The organism is Streptomyces sp. RerS4 (genome assembly GCF_023515955.1).
Taxonomy (GTDB): Bacteria; Actinomycetota; Actinomycetes; order Streptomycetales; family Streptomycetaceae; genus Streptomyces.
This window is the reverse complement of sequence record NZ_CP097322.1, coordinates 7,046,531-7,062,767: the sequence shown is the minus strand read 5'-3', so window position 1 is coordinate 7,062,767 and position 16,237 is coordinate 7,046,531. Positions and strand designations below refer to the sequence as shown.

The 16,237-nt window shown below is 71.9% G+C and carries 12 protein-coding genes; 5 read left to right on the top strand and 7 right to left on the bottom strand.

All coding sequences use genetic code 11. The features are described from left to right. The first annotated feature begins 49 nt into the window (after window positions 1-49). The gene (locus M4D82_RS31680; RefSeq protein WP_249770904.1) at window positions 50-1,969 is read left to right on the top strand and encodes a DHA2 family efflux MFS transporter permease subunit; all 1,920 of its coding nucleotides are present in this window, start codon (window positions 50-52) and stop codon (window positions 1,967-1,969) included. Between the two features lie 59 nt (window positions 1,970-2,028). Next, entirely contained in the window at window positions 2,029-3,414 is a 1,386-nt protein-coding gene (locus tag M4D82_RS31675; protein ID WP_249770902.1) for a carotenoid oxygenase family protein, read from the top strand. A gap of 129 nt (window positions 3,415-3,543) precedes the next feature. Here M4D82_RS31675 and M4D82_RS31670 read toward each other — a convergent pair whose 3' ends face one another. The 5 genes from M4D82_RS31670 to M4D82_RS31650 form a co-directional block, all read right to left on the bottom strand. After that, entirely contained in the window at window positions 3,544-5,082 is a 1,539-nt protein-coding gene (locus M4D82_RS31670) for a serine/threonine-protein kinase (RefSeq protein ID WP_249770900.1), read from the bottom strand. A 326-nt stretch (window positions 5,083-5,408) separates the two neighbouring features. Then, on the bottom strand, window positions 5,409-5,555 hold the full coding sequence (locus M4D82_RS31665) for a hypothetical protein (protein WP_249770898.1): 147 nt from the start codon (window positions 5,553-5,555) through the stop codon (window positions 5,409-5,411). Between the two features lie 99 nt (window positions 5,556-5,654). Then, a complete protein-coding gene (locus tag M4D82_RS31660) occupies window positions 5,655-6,038 on the bottom strand; it encodes a VOC family protein (protein WP_249770896.1) in 384 nt (127 codons plus the stop codon). A 189-nt stretch (window positions 6,039-6,227) separates the two neighbouring features. Further along, window positions 6,228-7,274, bottom strand: a complete 1,047-nt coding sequence (locus tag M4D82_RS31655; RefSeq protein ID WP_249770894.1) for a threonine/serine dehydratase — start codon at window positions 7,272-7,274, stop codon at window positions 6,228-6,230. A gap of 369 nt (window positions 7,275-7,643) precedes the next feature. Continuing rightward, window positions 7,644-9,260, bottom strand: a complete 1,617-nt coding sequence (locus tag M4D82_RS31650) for a CocE/NonD family hydrolase (RefSeq protein ID WP_249772334.1) — start codon at window positions 9,258-9,260, stop codon at window positions 7,644-7,646. Between the two features lie 186 nt (window positions 9,261-9,446). Here M4D82_RS31650 and M4D82_RS31645 point away from each other — a divergent pair, with 186 nt between their 5' ends. After that, entirely contained in the window at window positions 9,447-10,163 is a 717-nt protein-coding gene (locus M4D82_RS31645) for a TetR/AcrR family transcriptional regulator C-terminal domain-containing protein (RefSeq protein ID WP_249770892.1), read from the top strand. A gap of 87 nt (window positions 10,164-10,250) precedes the next feature. Beyond that, the gene (locus M4D82_RS31640) at window positions 10,251-10,748 is read left to right on the top strand and encodes a hypothetical protein (protein WP_249770890.1); all 498 of its coding nucleotides are present in this window, start codon (window positions 10,251-10,253) and stop codon (window positions 10,746-10,748) included. A 1,169-nt stretch (window positions 10,749-11,917) separates the two neighbouring features. On the opposite strand, the gene M4D82_RS31635 is transcribed toward M4D82_RS31640, so the two are convergent. Continuing rightward, window positions 11,918-12,640, bottom strand: coding sequence for a dienelactone hydrolase family protein (locus tag M4D82_RS31635; protein ID WP_249770888.1), 723 nt, complete (start codon window positions 12,638-12,640; stop codon window positions 11,918-11,920). 571 nt (window positions 12,641-13,211) lie between these two features. Then, window positions 13,212-14,426 carry an enoyl-[acyl-carrier-protein] reductase FabV gene (gene fabV, locus M4D82_RS31630; RefSeq protein ID WP_249770886.1) on the bottom strand — a complete coding sequence of 405 codons (1,215 nt, stop codon included), beginning with the start codon at window positions 14,424-14,426 and terminating at the stop codon, window positions 13,212-13,214. Between the two features lie 819 nt (window positions 14,427-15,245). On the opposite strand from fabV, the gene M4D82_RS31625 reads away from it, so the two are divergent. After that, complete coding sequence (locus tag M4D82_RS31625; protein ID WP_249770884.1) at window positions 15,246-16,067, top strand: lipase family protein; 822 nt, start codon at window positions 15,246-15,248, stop codon at window positions 16,065-16,067. Window positions 16,068-16,237: the final 170 nt, after the last annotated feature.

Here is a 16,237-nt window from a genome sequence, read left to right as displayed (position 1 = left end):
CCTCTTGAAGGCCTCGACAGTGAGTGGTTAACCACACAGGGAGTGTGTTGTGAGTTTCATCGGCGCCGCCAAGAGCACACGGAGACCGAAGACCACCGGCACCCGTCGCACTCCCGGAGCCGCGCTCGCGGCCCTGGCCGGGGCGCAGTTCACGATCATGCTGGCCACCTCGATCGTGAACGTGGCCCTGCCCCAGATCCGCGCCGGCGTCGGCTTGTCGGACAGCGGCACCACCTGGGTGGTCAACGCCTACGGCCTCGTCTTCGGGGCGCTGCTGCTCGCGGGTGGCAGAGCGGCGGACCTGCTCGGCCGCCGACGGGTGCTGCTGGGGGGACTCGCGGTACTCGGGGTCTCCTCGCTGGTGGCGGGCCTGGCCGCCTCGTCCGCCGTGCTGATCGCGGCCCGCGCGGCACAGGGACTGGGCGCCGCGGCGATCGCCCCTGCGGCGCTGGCCCTGGTGATGGGGCTGTTCCCGCCCGGCCCCGGCCGGGGCCGGGCCCTGGGGGTGTGGGGGGCGGTGTCCGGCGCGGGAGGCGCGGCCGGAGTCCTCCTCGGTGGCGTCCTGACCGAGACGTGGGGCTGGTCGTGGATCTTCTACGCGGTGGCGATCGGCGCGTTCGTGGTCCTGGCCGCCGCTGCGGCGAGTGTGCCGAAGGTGAAGGTGCGGGCCGCCGAGGGAGGAGGGTTCGACACCCTGGGCACCGTCACCGTCACCGTCGCCCTCACGGCCCTGGTGTGGGGGCTGACGTCGGCCCGCCGCTCGGGCTGGACCGACACCACGGTCCTGTCGGCCTTCGCCGTCACGGCCGTCCTGCTCACCGCGTTCGTCCTGGTCGAACGCCGCCACCCGCACCCGCTGCTGCCGCCCCGCCTGTTCCGTACGGGACGGGTCGCCGCCGGCAACATCCTGATGGCGCTGCTCGGCTCGGTGTGGATCGCCCTGTTCTTCTTCCTCCCCCTCTACCAGCAGCAGGTTCTGGGGCTGAGCCCGCTCGTCACCGGCCTCGGCCAGCTCCCCCTGGCCTTCGCCAACATGCTCGGCTCCACGCTGGCGCCCAGGATCTCCCGCCGTATCGGATCCACCGCGACCGTCACCGGCGCACTGCTGACCGAGGCCGCCGGACTGCTGTGGCTGTCCCGGATCAGCGCCCACGGCAGCTTCGCCGCCGACGTCCTCGGGCCCAGCGTCCTCATCGGCCTGGGCCTGAGCATCGCGTTCGTCCAGCTGACCGGCCTGTCCGTCGAGGGCGTCCCCGGCCGGGACTCCGGGCTGGCCGGCGGCCTGGTCAACACCACCCGACAGGTCGGCGGCGCGATCGGACTCGCGGTCCTGGCCACCCTCGCCGGCACCACCACCGCCCACGCCGCCACCCGCCGGCCGCACCTGGAAGCCCTGGAAGCGCTCACCGCCGGCTATCGCACCGCGTTCGCCGTCTCCGCCGCCGTCATCGCGGCCGCCGCCGCCCTCGCCCTGCTCCTCTCGATCGCAACACGCCGGACCGCACATCAACCGAAGGGAATCACCGTCATGTTCACCATCGACGAGACCGCGCCCGTCATCGTCCGCCTGTCCACCGTGATCGACGCCCCGCTGGACCGCGTCTGGGCCCTGCACACCGACATCGACTCCTGGGCCTCCTGGAACACGGACGTCGACCAGGCCGAGCTCGACGGCCCGCTGCTGCCCGGCAACTCCTTCCGCTGGAAGACCCACGGCCTGGACATCACCTCCACCATCCACGAGATCGTCCCCGGCGAGCGCCTGGTCTGGGGCGGACCGGCGAACGGCATCGACGGCGTCCACGTGTGGACCTTCGAGCGGTCCGGCGATCAGGTCACCGTCCACACCGAGGAGTCCTGGAGCGGCGCCCCCGTCGAGGCCGCCACCGACGAACTCGGCCAGGTCCTGAACGCCTCCCTGACCGCCTGGCTCGCCGCCCTCAAGGCCCGCGCCGAGCAGACCGCCTGACCCTCTCGCCACCCCTCACCGACCACCTGCGCCACCCTTCACGGAAACGAGGTTCTGCCATGACCACCACCGAGAAGCCCTTCCTCGTCGGCCACTACGCCCCGGCCGTCGACGAGATCACCGCCACCGACCTGACCGTCGAGGGCACCCTGCCGCCGGAGCTGACCGGCCGGCTGATCCGCAACAGCCACAACCCCAAGCCCGGCGTCACCCCCACCCACTGGTTCAAGGGCAGCGGCATGGTCCACGGCATCCGCCTGCGCGAGGGCCGCGCCGAGTGGTACCGCAACCGCTGGGTGCGCACCCCCGCCCTGGACGGCGCCCCGTACATGACCGAGCACGGCCCCGACCTGACCGCCAGCACCGCCGGCACCCACGTCATCGAGCACGCCGGACGCCTGCTCGCCCTGTGCGAGGCGAACTTCCCCTTCGAGCTCACCCGGGACCTGGACACCGTCGGCGCCTACGACTTCGACGGCAAGCTGCGCAGCGCGATGACGGCGCACCCCAAGACCGACCCGGTCACCGGGGAGCTGCACTTCTTCGGCTCCTCGCCCTTCCCGCCGTTCCTGATGTACTACGTGGCCGACGCCGCGGGTCGGATCACGCACAGCTCCGAGATCCCCGGCGCGACCGCCTCCCTGAAGCACGACTTCGCCCTCACCCGCAACCACATCGTCTTCGTCGAGGGCACGGTCACCTTCGACCCGAACGAGCACTCCGGCATCCCCTACGGCTGGAACGACGCCCAGCCCGCCCGGATCGGCGTGATGCCGCGCGGCCCGCGGGGCGCCGAGAAGATCCGCTGGTTCCCCGTCGAGCCGGGCAACATGCTGCACACCGGCAACGCCTACGAGGACGCCCAGGGCCGCATCGTCCTGGAGGGCCCGACCGTGGACCGGGAAGGCTTCCAGCTCTCCTGGAACTGGTGGGTCGGCGCCCCCGGCCGCGGGAGCGAGCCCAACACCCGCTCGTACAACCGCCGCTGGGTGATCGACCTGGCCGCCGGCAGCGTCGCCGAGCAGATCATCGACGACCTCGCCGTCGAATTCCCCACTCTCAACGAGGACTTCCTCGGCGCCGAGAACCGCTACCAGTACGCGGTCTCCTTCCCCGACCAGAACGGCTACGGCGGCTACGGCATCGTCAAGTACGACCGCACCACCGGCAGCCGCCGCATCCACCAGGCCGGCGACGCCCGTCTGCCCAGCGAGGCCGTGTTCGTACCCGCTGCCGGCGCCACCCGCGAGGACGACGGCTACCTGCTCACGGTCGTCTCCGACCTCAAGCAGGACGCCTCCCAGCTCTTGGTCCTGGACGCCTCCGGCTTCGACCGGATCGCCACGGTCCACCTCCCGCGCCGCGTCACCGGCGGCATCCACGGCTCCTGGATCCCCGACACCGAGGCCAAGGCCGACGCCGACGCGTCCGCGCGAACACCCTGATCCACGCCCCCTGCACACCATCGGGAAGATCCAGACCGACGAGGACGCGGCCGACTCCGCCGCCGGCGTCATCACCGTCACAGCCACCCGGGCGGCGCCGGCCGGGGACACATCCACCTCGACGGTCAGTCACTCCTGGTTGAGCCAGCCGCATACGTAGTACTGCTGGTCCGCGGCCCGCTCGATGATCCATTGGTTGAGGACGTCGCCCGCGAGTTTCCCGGTCTCCGGGTCCCGCCGGGTGATCTTCGCTTCCACGCTGAGCTCGTCCATGTTCGGGAAGACCTCGTAGGGCTGAAGTTCCCAGCGATCCACGAAATAGCCGTTGAGGGCGAATCCGAGCAGGGTCGAGCGCAGCCGGGGGCAGGTGCCTCGGCGCAGCGAGGTCATGTCGTGGTTGGTCAGGCCGTTCATGTAGAGCGTGAAGACGCGCTCGATCGCTTGGCGGTCGAGGGGGGTGTGCGAGGGCTTGGGGGTGGGGGTCGGCGTGGGAGTGGGGGTCGGGCTGGGGGTGGGGGTGGAGGCGGCTGTGGTGGGTGGGACTGGGGATGGAGACGGGGACGGGGACGAGGAATGGTGGGCGGGCGGCGTGGAGTCGGTCGCGCGGATGCGGCCGGCGTCGTCGTCAGGGGATCCGTACTGCGGTAACCACCAGGGCATCGCGATCAGCGCGGCCACGACGCCGGCCGTCAGACCGCCCAGCACGTACCCCCGCCGTCGGGCAGGACCGACGGGGCCGTGCCCCGGTGGGGTCAGCCGTTCCGCTCCGGGGCCGGCGGCGCCCGGCGCCGTACCCAGCCGCAGTGTGGACGCGGATGTGGGCGCGGGGCCCGGCCGGGAGGGCTCCGCTTCGCCCGCCGGTCCGGCGAGCAGGTCGTACGCCTCCTCGGCGGTGAGGCGTTGCGCCGGGTCCTTGCGGAGGAGGCCCGTCAGCACGGGGGCGAGTTCCCCGGCGCGGACGGCGGTGGCGGGTTCCTCGGTGGCGATGGCGACGAAGACGGCCCAGGAACCGGAGCCACTGAACGGAGGGTGTCCCTCCACGGCGGTGAACAGCGTCGCGCCCACGGACCACAGGTCGGATTCGGCGGTCGCCGGGAGGCCGCGTACCTGCTCGGGGGACATGTAGGCCGGGGTCCCCATGAGGGCCCCCGACCGGGTCAGCCCGGGTTCGCCCTCCACGGCGGCGATCCCGAAGTCGGTCAGCACCACCCGGTCGCCTTCGAGGAGCACGTTGGCGGGCTTGATGTCCCGGTGGGTGACGCCCGTGGCGTGCACGGCGCGCAGCGCGTCCAGAACCTGTCGGCCGATCTTGGCCACCTCGGCCGGCGGAAGCGGTCCGTCCTCCTTGATCAGGTCGTCCAGGGAGCCGCCGTTGACGAGTTCCATCACGATCCACGGGCGGCCGTCTTCGCCGGCTATCCGGTCGTGGACGGTGATGACCCCCGGGTGTTTCAGTCTGGCGGCCGCGCGCGCCTCGCGGTCGAGGCGGCCGATCCAGGCCTTGCGCAGGGAGGCGTCGAGGTCGTCGGGCAGCCGGAGCTCCTTGAGGGCGACCTCCCGGTCGAGTTGCTCGTCGTGAGCCCGCCAGACGGTCCCCATGCCGCCCTGGCCCAGCAGTTCGGCCAGCCGGTACCGGCCTGCCAGCAGTCGTCCGCGATCGTCAGTCACGCCTCGGAACCTAACCCAACGCGTCTGACCGGGAGAACGCCTCCCCCGGCTTATGAGCGGTGCCCGTCGGCTGGTCCACGTTCCGTTCGAGTCATCCGTGATTCCGCTTCCTTGGCGCGGAGGTTGGGGATCGCGTGGGGTTCGAGCGGGCGCACATGTCCTCGGCCACCGCGTAGGAGCTGCTGCCGGTTCCGATGGAGACACTGGAGGCAAGGGCGCAGAAGGCCGGCCGGTTGGGGACCGGCCCCGCGCTCTATGCCGCGGGCGTTCGGACGCTGGGGGGCCGGCGCGCCGCTACGGGGTCCCCGCCGCCTTGGTCGTCACCGTCAGCCCCACTGCGCCACGTGGTCGGACAGCAACGTCGCCGGATCCGGCGTTGTTGCGCGGAGGGCGACCATCGCGGCCGTGATGACGCCGCCGGGGATGTCGTCCCGGAGCTGGAGCAGGATCTCGCCCCGGCTGTTGGTGATCAAGACGTCCGCGCTCTCGAAGTCGACGCTCCGAACGGACGGGCGGCCGGCAGCAGCTCGGCTCTCGCGGTGGCCGGCTGTGGGCGACGAGGCGTCCGACCCTCAAGAAGGCGTCGCAGCGCGATCGGACTCGCTACGGAGGACACAGAATTCGTTGCCTTCAGGATCGGCGAGGACGGCCCAACCCGTGCCGTCGGGCTTGCGGTGATCAGCGATCAGGGTGGATCCGAGAGCCAACAGCCGCTCCACCTCCTCCTCGCGCGAGGTCGTCGGACGGAGGCACAAGTGGATCCGGTTTTTGATCGTCTTCGACTCTGGCACCTGGTTGAAGTACAGCACCGGGCCCTCCGGAAGCATCACTTGCGTCTCCCGGTCGCCCTGTCTGTCCTGCGGATGCAGCGGAGAACCGGTCACCTCACTCCAAAACCGTGCCAGCGCATAGGCATCCGAACAGTCAATCGCCACGTTTTGCACTACCGAAACCATGCCGATCAGCTTGCCTGAGCGGCGCTCACTCTGCTACTGACTTGGCCGACTGACTGACTGGTCTGTCAGCCGGTGAGCTGGAACCGCCGGATCGCGATGTCACAGGACTCACGTTCCGGGAGACCGGACAGGACGGCGTCGGGGCAGCGCGGCGGTCTGGTCGTCCGAGTGGCCCCCTCCGGGGCTTCGTCAGTTCTCGGGCGAAATGAGCGTGGTGGGGTCGGTGTTGGCGCCGCAGAGGACCACGCATACCTTCTCGCCGCTGCCCGGTCGGTAGCTACCTCGCGCCGAGGCGGGTTGTGCGGGCAGGTCTGGGCAGGTGAGCGCGGCCAGGGCGGTGGCGGCGCCGTACTCGACCGCGATGCGCCGGTCGTCCCACAGAGCCTGACGGGCGCGGACGATCTCGCTGTCCGGCACCAGCACGGAGTACACGTCGTCCTGCTGGGCGGCGTGCAGAGCCATCGCCGAGGTGCGGCGGGCGCCGAGGGAGTCGGCGGCGATCGAGTCCACCGTGACGTCGACCGGGCGGCCGGCCTCGATCGCGGCGTTCAGGGCGCGGCAGTTCTCCGGCTCGACGGCGACGGTGCGGATGCCGTGGTGCCGGGCGGCGGTCGCGACGCCGGCGAACAGTCCGCCGCCACCGACCGCGACCACGACGGTGTCCAGGTCGGGGATCTGCCGGTGGATCTCCTCCAGCAGCGTGCCGGCGCCGGCCGCGATGAGCGGGTGGTCGTAGGCGTGCGAGGCGAGCGCCCCGGTGGTGACGGCGAACTCCTCGCACGCGGCCAGCGCCTCGGCGTACTCCGCGCCGACCAGTCGCACGTCGGCGCCGTAGCCGCGGAGCTTGCCCACCTTCACCGCCGGGGCGGTGGTGGGAAGGAACACGGTGGCTCGTACGCCCTGCTGCTGAGCGGCCCAGGCGCAGGCCAGGCCGGCGTTGCCGCCCGAGGCGATCGTCACACCCGCGTCGGGGAGGGTGCCGGCGTCGCGGTGGGCCTGGATGAAGTTCTGCGCGCCGCGGGCCTTGAACGAGCCCGTGTGCTGCATGAACTCCAGGGCGAGCCACAGCTCGTAGGGCTGTTCGGGGCGGTCGTCGCGGCGGTCGCGGGGGCCGCGATGCGCGGTGCGGATCGTGCCCGGGGCGGGCGGGGTCGGGGTCAGGGTGACGGGGCGGACGCGCCCCGAGATCCGGTCGGTGGCGGTCTTGATGTCGCCGTACGTGAGCTGGTGGTGCACGTCGTTGCTCCTGCGATGAGACGGTGGTCACGACCGGACGGTGAGCCGGCCGGTGGGGTTCGGGTCGACCGCGGGGAAGTGCGCGGGGTTGAACGGCAGGCCGTCGCCGAGCTTAGGCGAGCGCCATGCTGGCGCGCCGGCGTGCTCGTCCGCCTCGACCCGGTGGATCGGCCGACTCCGGGGCGGTGCACGGGGTGAACCTGCCGCTACGTCGGACGGCAGGACTCGCATGACGTGGCCGTCGATCGCTGCCACCGGGTCGGGAGCCAGCGCCGGAGCCGGCTCGGCTCGACCTCTGGCACTCACTGCCCCGCCACCGGCTCGGCTCCGGACGAGGGGGACCTCGTCCAGAGCCTTGCCCGGCAGGCGTTAGGCCTCAGCGGAGCCGTGGGTGGGCGTCGCGAGCATCAGGGCCGAGTCCGTGTGGAGCGTGATGCGCACCGGTGTGAAGGTGGTGGCGTCCACCGGCGACTGTCCGTTGCCGGGGTTGCGGGCGTAGCGCGGGTGGGCGCCTCCGCTGATCTGCCAGCGTATGCGGTGCCCGACGGCGAAGCGGTGGGCGGTGGAGCTCATCGGCACGGTGAGGTGCGAGGGCGCCGCCTGTTCGGCGGTCCGAAGCCGGCCCAGCCCGTCGCAGACGTTGACGGAGCGGCCTTGTGGGTCCACGTCGCACAGGCGGGTGAAGACGTCGGCGTGGCCGGTGTCCGTGGAGATGCTCAACCGCGCGGAGATCGGGCCGAGGATGTCCACGGGTGCGGTCAGCGGGGGGCTGGTGAAGGTCAGTACGTCGTCCCGGATCTCCAGGGTGCCGTTGTCGCGAGGACCGGCCGTACGGGAGAGCAGCGGTCCGCCGAGGGAGGGGGTGGGGTCGTCCGGGTCGTAGCGGAACGACGTCAGCGGTGCGGATTCGGCGGGTGCCTGCTGGGTGAGGTGTCCCTGCGGGGTGGGAAACCACGGGCTGACGGCGGCGGCCGGCGGCCAGTCGTCGAGGTCCCGCCAGTCGTCTTCGCCGCCGACGTGCACGCGCACCCGGGTGGGGCGGAGGTCGGTGGGATCGTCGCACAGGTGCGCGCGCAGCCAGGCGAGGCTCTCGGCGAACACCTCGGGCCACCCCCGCTGGAGCGCGGACGTGTGGGTCCAGGGGCCGACGAGCAAGGCGGTCTCGCACCCGGCCTCACGCAGGCGCCGGTACTGCTCGAAGGTCTGGTCGCCCAGTACGTCGTGCCATCCGGTGATCAGACTGGTCGGCACGCTCAGCCGCTCCGCGACCGATGCCGTCGACGCGCCGTCCCAGTACGCGTCCTCGGCATCCGGGTGTGACATGACGTCGTCCAGCCAGGGCACCTCGCCCCCGAGAGCGGATGCGTACGCCCCGCGCAGCGGCTTCGCGGTGATGACCTCACGCAGGCGACGCTGCAGGCGCAGTGTCGCCCTCACGAACGGTGCCATGCCTTGGTGCTGGTAGGTCATGCCGGCCCCGACGACGAGGGCGTTCTCCAGGCGGAGCGCACCGTCCGCGTGGAACAGGGCGTACGGATCGTGCAGCCCCACCTGCACCGCCATCGCCTTCAGCTCCGGTGGCGGGTCCACGGCGAGCGCCCACTGCACGTATCCCAGGTAGCTGGGGCCGACGGTCCCCAGTGTTCCGTTGAACCAGCTCTGCTCGCGCAGCCAGGACACCGTCGCCCGACCGTCGGCGACCTCGTTGCGCCACAGGTCGAACTCACCGCCGGAGCCGCCGGTGCCGCGGCAGCTCTGCAGCACGACGTGGAAGCCCTGTTCGGCGAAGAGCAGGCCGTACATGGGAGACCACGGCAGGCCCCTGCCGTACGGCGAGCGCACCAGGAGGGTGGGGAAGTCGCCCTCGGCGCGCGGGAAGTAGTGGTCGGTGATGAGTGGGCTGCCGTCGGCGGCGGGCACCGACAGCCCCGGCTCCCACCCGACGTCGTGTCGTTTGGCCGGGAGGCCGCGCCAGGTCGCCCTCATCATGCGTGAGGCCAGCGGCGGCTTGCCGGAAGGCGGTGCCCAGGCGGACCTCGGTACAGGACCGTGCGGCTGGCGCGTGCGTGATGCCATCGTTCCCCTCCTCGATATACGTACGGTGTACGAGAATAGAGGATGATTGGATGAGGACCGCAACGGCCGCCTCGATCAAGGGAAGGAGCGTGGACCATGCCCCGTGAAGGAGGGGCCGACGCCACGGGCATCGACCCCGAGCGGCTCTGGCTGGGCTCCGGCCGGCCCCGCAGGGGCCGCAAGCCCGCCTACAGCCGAGAGGCGATCACGGCGGCGGCGGTCGCCCTGGCGGACGCGGACGGGCTCGAAGCGGTCACCATGCGGAAAGTCGCCGCGCAGGTCGGAGCCGGCGCCATGTCGCTCTACAGCTACGCCCCCGACAAGGAGACGCTGCTGGAGTTGATGGTCGATCACGTCAGCGGCGAACTGCCGACCACGAACACACCCACCGGTGACTGGCGGGCCGACCTGAAGGCCATCGCCCACCTCCAGCGCGCCCACATGCTGCGACACCCCTGGCTACCCGCCGCTCTGGCCGCAGGCCGCACCCCCGGCCCCAACACCCTGGCCTTCCTGGAACGCGCGCTCGCCGCCCTGCGGCCCACCGGACTGGACGGTGCGGCGAAGCTGGAGGTCTTCGCGCAACTCACCGCGTTCGTGGCCGGGCACGTCGCCCATGAGATCGCGCGGGCCGCGGCCTCACGGTCCCCCGACCGCACCGCGGCCGAAGCCCGTTACCTCGCCGCCGTCGCCGCGGACGGCGACCACCCGGAACTCGCCGAAGCCCTCGCCGCCCCCGGACGCCCCCTGACGCCCGAGGCCACCTTCACCCGGTTCCTCAACCGCCTGATCGACGGCCTCGACACCGACTGATCCGCGCCGCCGCAAATCCGGGGCGTCGTGGACGTGATCCGTGGGCGTGGTCCGTGGACCTGATCCGGATGGCGGCACAATGGTCCGATGGGCTCCCCGATCACGATCTTCAGGCTCTTCGACTACCGGCCGTGCGGGCACGAGCTGCTGGTGCGCGTGGGCCGGCCGGCGGCCTCGAACGCCGATCAGGGGGCGTTGGACGCCGCCGACGACCTCGCCGATGCGGCTACGGAGCGGCTTCGCACCTGGTGGGAGCGAAGCCGCCTGCAACCCGGTTGCCCGCACCCGCACACCCCGCATCTGGTCGCCGAGATGCAGGACGAGCCGGTCGGGGAGGACCTCTACGGCCCGGGGCGTCGGCAGTTCGGGGTATGGGTCGCGGGGACGAAGTACGGCACGCCGTGGGTGGTCCTCGGGACCGCGTCGACCGAAGCGGAGTTCTGGCAGGAGGTCCAGGACGCCCCCGCCCTCCTGAGTCTCGGCCCCCGGGCGCCCGCCCAACTCCGTCACGTCTACTTCCTCACCGACGAGGACGGCCCGTCCGCTCGCGGACTTGACCCCGAAGCGGCGGCCGGGCCGGCGTAGCCACTCCTCGGCTTCCGCGATGGGGTAGGTCAGGCCCGAGAGCGAGTCGATGTCGCCGAGGTGGATCTCCCCCGCTTGGCCGGCCTCGACGAGGTCGGGCGCGCTCAGGCCGCATCCCGCCTCGCCCGGTGATGGTCAGGTTCTGCGAGGTGGGCTGGTTGACGCCGACGACGGAACGGTGGCCGGGCAGGGTGATGTGCTTCTGGCCGTGGTGAAAGAGCGCCGCGGCGCGTGCCGGCTCGGCGCTGCCGCCGATGGTGGTGACGTCGCGCGGCGTGAGGTGGCGTACGTCGGTCCCCGCGCGCAGGCTGCGGTACCGCGGCAGGAGGTCGTCCGGGCCGGGAATGGTGGCGCCGCCACGGGGGTGCCGCGGCGAGTGGCGAGGATGACCGCCGCCTTCACCGCGCCCTGGAACGGCGTGCCGAGCGTGATCACGCCGCGCGTGTCGCCCTGGAGGTGCGGGTGACGAGTCCGCCCGACGCGGTGGCGCCGAGCCCGCGCGTGGGCGGGGTGGTCGCGCCACTCGGTCAGGCGGCGGCGCGGCGCGTCGGCCAGGAGCCGGCCGTTGATGGCGACGGGCAGGCGCCAGTCGTAGGCGAACTCCAGGATGGCCGCGGGATCGGCGACGCCTGCGAGCATGGTGTCGACCAGGTCGGTGTACGGCTCGCTGCCGGCGCGAGGTACGGAGTCCAGACGGACCGTTTTCTCCTGAACACGTGACCCGCCGCAGAGACGGGCACCCAGTCAGGGCATCGAGGGAGACCTGACCACCCTTCAGAGGGACGAGCACGGTTCCGGCACAGTTCCCCCGCCGCCACCGTGCGCATGCACGTCAGCGGGATCGCCCGCCTTCTCTCCAGGACAACCTGGGCCGGCGCCTGACCGCGACCGCGCGGGATCGCCAAGGTCAGCGACCCCAAGCAGGTCGGCGAAGGGGCCCCGGGCGACACCACGCCCCGACCAGCCCTGCAGGTCTTCCTGCTCGTCCAGACGCCGAGAGCCTCTACACGGCGCGCGCCTGAATCATCAGGATGAACCCGCAGTTGGAGGACGAGGCGCCGGCCCAGTGCATCGCCGACGGCCGCATGCGCGACGTCATGGTGGCGGCCCGCGCCTACGTCGACGGTGGCTGACTGCTGACTGCCGCGCCGGGGGGCGGCCAGATCACTTCACTCCGTCACGGGCAGGCACTCGGCGAGCAGGCCGACGACGTCGCGCCAGGCTCGCTGGGCGTGCCGCGGGTGGTGGCCGACGCCGGGGACCACCGTTTGGTCGACTGGCGGGTGGTGGAAGGCGTGCAAGGCTCCGCCGTACACGACGAGGCGCCAGTCGACGCCCGCGGCCTGCATCTCGGCGGTGAACGCGTCCCGTTGCGCGGGCGGCATGATCGGGTCTTCCGACCCGACGCCGACCCACACCGGGCAGCGGATGCGCGCCGCCTCGCCCGGTCGGCCCGTGGTCAGCGCGTTGACCGTCCCGATCGCGCGCAGGTCGGCGCCGTCGCGCCCGAGTTCCAGCGCGATCGCGCCTCCGGTGCCGTAGCCGATGGCGGCGACGCGTTCGGGGTCGGTCCGCGGTTCGGCGCGCAGCACGTCGAGCGCCGCGTGGCCGATGCCCCGCATCCGGTCGGGGTCGGCGAGCAGGGGCGTCGTGTGCGCCAGCATCTCCTCGGGGTCGGTGAACCAGCGCCCGCCGTTGATGTCGAAGGCCAGCGCCACGTAGCCGAGCTCGGCCAGGGCGTCGGCCCGGCGGCGCTGGAAGTCGTTCAACCCCGGCCCCTCCGGCCCGATCAGAACCGCGGGCCGGCGGTCGACACCGGCCGGGAGCGCGAGGTGTCCGATCATCGTCAGGCCGTCGGCCGGGTACTCGACCGTGCGTGTCGTAACCGTCATACGACTGGACCGTAGTGGTTACCGACCCCAGCCGAACTGATGTTCACCCCCGGCAGAACGGTCCCCCGGGGCACTCCCCCCGCAGGGCGCCCCATTCGCACGCGGAAGCAGGAGGGGTCATCCCCGCGGGTGCGGGGAGCAGGCATTCTGGCCTGGGACTCTATGTGGAGCGGCACCTTGTTTCGACCAGTTTCGCCGAATACGGCAATTCAACTGAAATGCCGTAGGCGCATGAGGTCCGGGCGGCCGAAAGCAGGGCACACAGCCTAGCCACCGCGAGCGCTCCCGAGCACCAGCTCACGGGAGTTGGCGCCCCAACGGCAGCCGTCGGCGGAGCCGCGGCGCGGCATTCGAGCTGTGCGTTGGCAGCCCGCACCGGCGATGCCGGCTGACGCTCCCGGTCGTCCCCGGCCTGCTCGCCGCACGCGGGCGACGACCTGAGCCGCCCAGCGCTGATCGCTCCATCACCAGCAGTCCGCCGCTCTTGGGGTGATGTCAGAGGCGGGCACTACGACCTCTCGCAGGGTGGACTCCCGGCTGTTCTCCCGCTCGGTCTCCGGCTCCGCACAGGTCAGGCGGTGTGGTCGGGCCAGGGGACGTCGGTGGTGACCGGGGCGGCGTAGTCGATGCCGGGCACGGAGAACCCGTAGAGGCGTCGGACCTCGGCGCGGAACCAGTCGAGGTCGGCCAGTTCGGCGATGGTCGCCGTGGTGGCGGCCTCCCAGCGTTCGGCGACGGCCGCCTGGACCTCGTCGGTCAACTCGAAGGTGTCCAGACGGATACGGCCCTCGTCGTCCAGCGCGAGCGGGGCGGCGCCGGTGAGCTGGTCCCACAGGGCGGCGAGCTGGTGGATCGGCGGAACGAGGCCGTCGCCGAGGACGCCGCGCAGCAGGCCGGTGTACAGGGCGATGCCGGGGATCGCGGTGGACGACTGGGTGACGGCGGCGCCGTTGACGGAAGTCACGGCCCGCCCGCCCACCGTCTTGTCGAGCTTGTCGTTCAGGGTGCGGGCGGTGGCTTCCAGGTGGGCCTTGGCCGCGCCGATGGTGCCCTGCCGGTAGATCGCCGCGGTCAGCGACGAGCCGATGTAGGAGAGCGCGGCGGTGGCGAACCCGTCCGCCAGCAGTCCGCGCGCGGCGAGGTGGTCGATCCAACGCTCCCAGTCCGCGCCGCCCATCACGGCCACGGTCTGCCGCACGTCGTCGCCCTCGGCCGGCTCGGTCGCGACCTCGCGGACCTCGGGAACGCCGTCGTCGTCGAAGACGAGGGTCTTGGTGCGGTTCGCCCGGCCGATCGGCTTGAGGACCGAGGCGTACGTGGCACCGGTGTCCGGGTCGGTGCGACGGGGCGCGGCCACCGAGTAGATCAGGTAGTCCAGCCGGCCGCCGAAGCGCTGCTCGATGAGGTCGGCGACCTCGTCCTTCATCGCGTCGGAGAAGGCATCGCCGTTGAGGAAGACGACGTCCCGCCCGGCGGCGCGGGCGATGTCGGCGGTGGCGGCGGTGCGGTACCAGCCGGCCGTCGCGGTGCGCCGTACGGTGGGGGCCTTCTCGAAGGCCACGCAGATACCGCGGATGCCGGCGCGCTTGAGTCCGGCGAGGGTGGCCGCGAGGCCGTATCCGGCAGAGGAACCGATGACGAGCGCCACCGGCCCGTCGCCGTCCGGCGCGTCGACGGGGGCGGGGCAGGCCTGCCACATGTCGGCCACCAACCGCTCACACCCTGCCGGGTGGGAGTCGAGAAAGAGGAAACCCCGGTTGCGGGGGGTGAGAACGCGCTCGTTCACGCAGGCAGTCCTTGGATCGGCCGGTACAGGGACGCGCGGCGGCCGGGCGGACCACCACGCCCCGTAAGTCTGTGCCGGCGCGCATGCGAGCGGTGATCCCTGCCGGGCACAAGGATCACGAGCCGGTCTTGGAGTGTTTCCACGACGCATGGGAGCTCATGGCGATGTCGCCACCGCCCTCAGGTGCCGCCGCGACAGTGAGACCCACGCGTTGACGCACACCGTCCTGCTGTGGCGCCCGGCAGCTGCCGGGCGCCCCAAGGACGCAGCCCCTCTGGCGCCATCGGCGCCTGCGGAGTTCGCGTACGGCCTGCAAGGTGACGGAGCACAGACCCGCCGCGCCAAGGAACGCGGTGCCGCCGGAGCGGAGGGCAGCCGTACCTGCATCCGGCCGAACGCGGCGGTACTGATCGACGGCACCGCGGTGGCGGCCGACCGGTCCTTGATCCAAGCGATCACCTCAGCCTCATCCAGGACCACTTCAGCTCCAACCGGCACTGGTCGAACAACTACGCGTCCACGGCAAGACGGCACGGCGGGAGGCGGGAGCCGAGGGCGGCGGCGGGGAAGACGGCCCTGCGGATCGCCTGCGTCGGAGGCATCGCGAGTTGATTCCGTCGGTGGGCCGGTGGCAGGGCCGAACGGGGGGCGGGGGATCGTTCCTGCGTGTGAGGCCTGTGATGTCCCCGCCGTCCCGGCCCCGAGGCGCCCTTAGCGTCATGCGGAATGAGTCCTGCTCACCGGCCGGGACGGGCCCGGATGCCTGACGGTGCCGGCGCGACGGGTCAGGAGTGAACCGCCACCGTAGGAAGGCATCTCGTGTCCGTACCGACGACGATCGACCACACCGCGAAGAAGCACAGCCCGGCGCTTGCCTACTGGATGGTCCAGGCGGCGGCCCTCGCCTACAAGGACGAGGCGGCCGTCGAGACCCAGGCGCGGGAGTGGGGCTTCGATCGCGTACGTCACCACCACACCCGCTTCACGCCGCCGTTCCCGCTCCAGGACACTCAGGCATACACGATCGCCAGCGACAAGATGATCATCACGGGATTCCGGGGTAGCGAACCGGCCCAGATCCGCGACTGGCTCTCCGATGCCACCACCCCGCCCTGGCCGGGCCCGGCCAAGACCGGCTTCGTCCACTACGGCTTCGGCGAGGCCCTCGACTCCGTCTTCCCCACCGTGAAGGAGGCCCTGGCCGACTTCCGCGACAACGACCAGAGCGTGTGGTTCACCGGCCACAGCCTCGGCGGTGCCCTCGCGATGCTGGCCGGCTGCCGCATGTACCTGGAAGCGCCGCGCCTGCAGGCCGACGGCATCTACACCTACGGGCAGCCCCGCACCTGCGAACGGGTCCTGGCGGCCGCCTGCAACAAGAGCTTCAAGGACCGCCTGCACCGTTACGTCAACAACAACGACATCGTCCCGCAGCTGCCGCCCGAACCCGTCTACACCCACGTCGACACCCTGCACTACATCGATTCCACCGGGCGCATCCGCTCCTCGATGCCGCTGCTGGGCGCTGTCGGCGACCGGGTCAAGGGCCTGACCGCCGACCTCCTGGCCCCGGCGAGCGACGCCCTGCGCGACCACCCGATCAAGCAGTACGTCGCCGCCATGGAGAAGAACCTCGCCTGACACCACCCCGGTCGAGCGACGTGTGGCCCGGGGCGACTGCCCTGTCCGGTCTCGGCGGCGGTGGCGCGCGTTGGATCACCGGTGCGCCTGTCCGGGTCACCTCCGGACGTCCCCCGAGCGGGGGAGGTCCGGTGGGGGTGGGTCATGGCCGGCCCGGTGGTGGCTGCCGG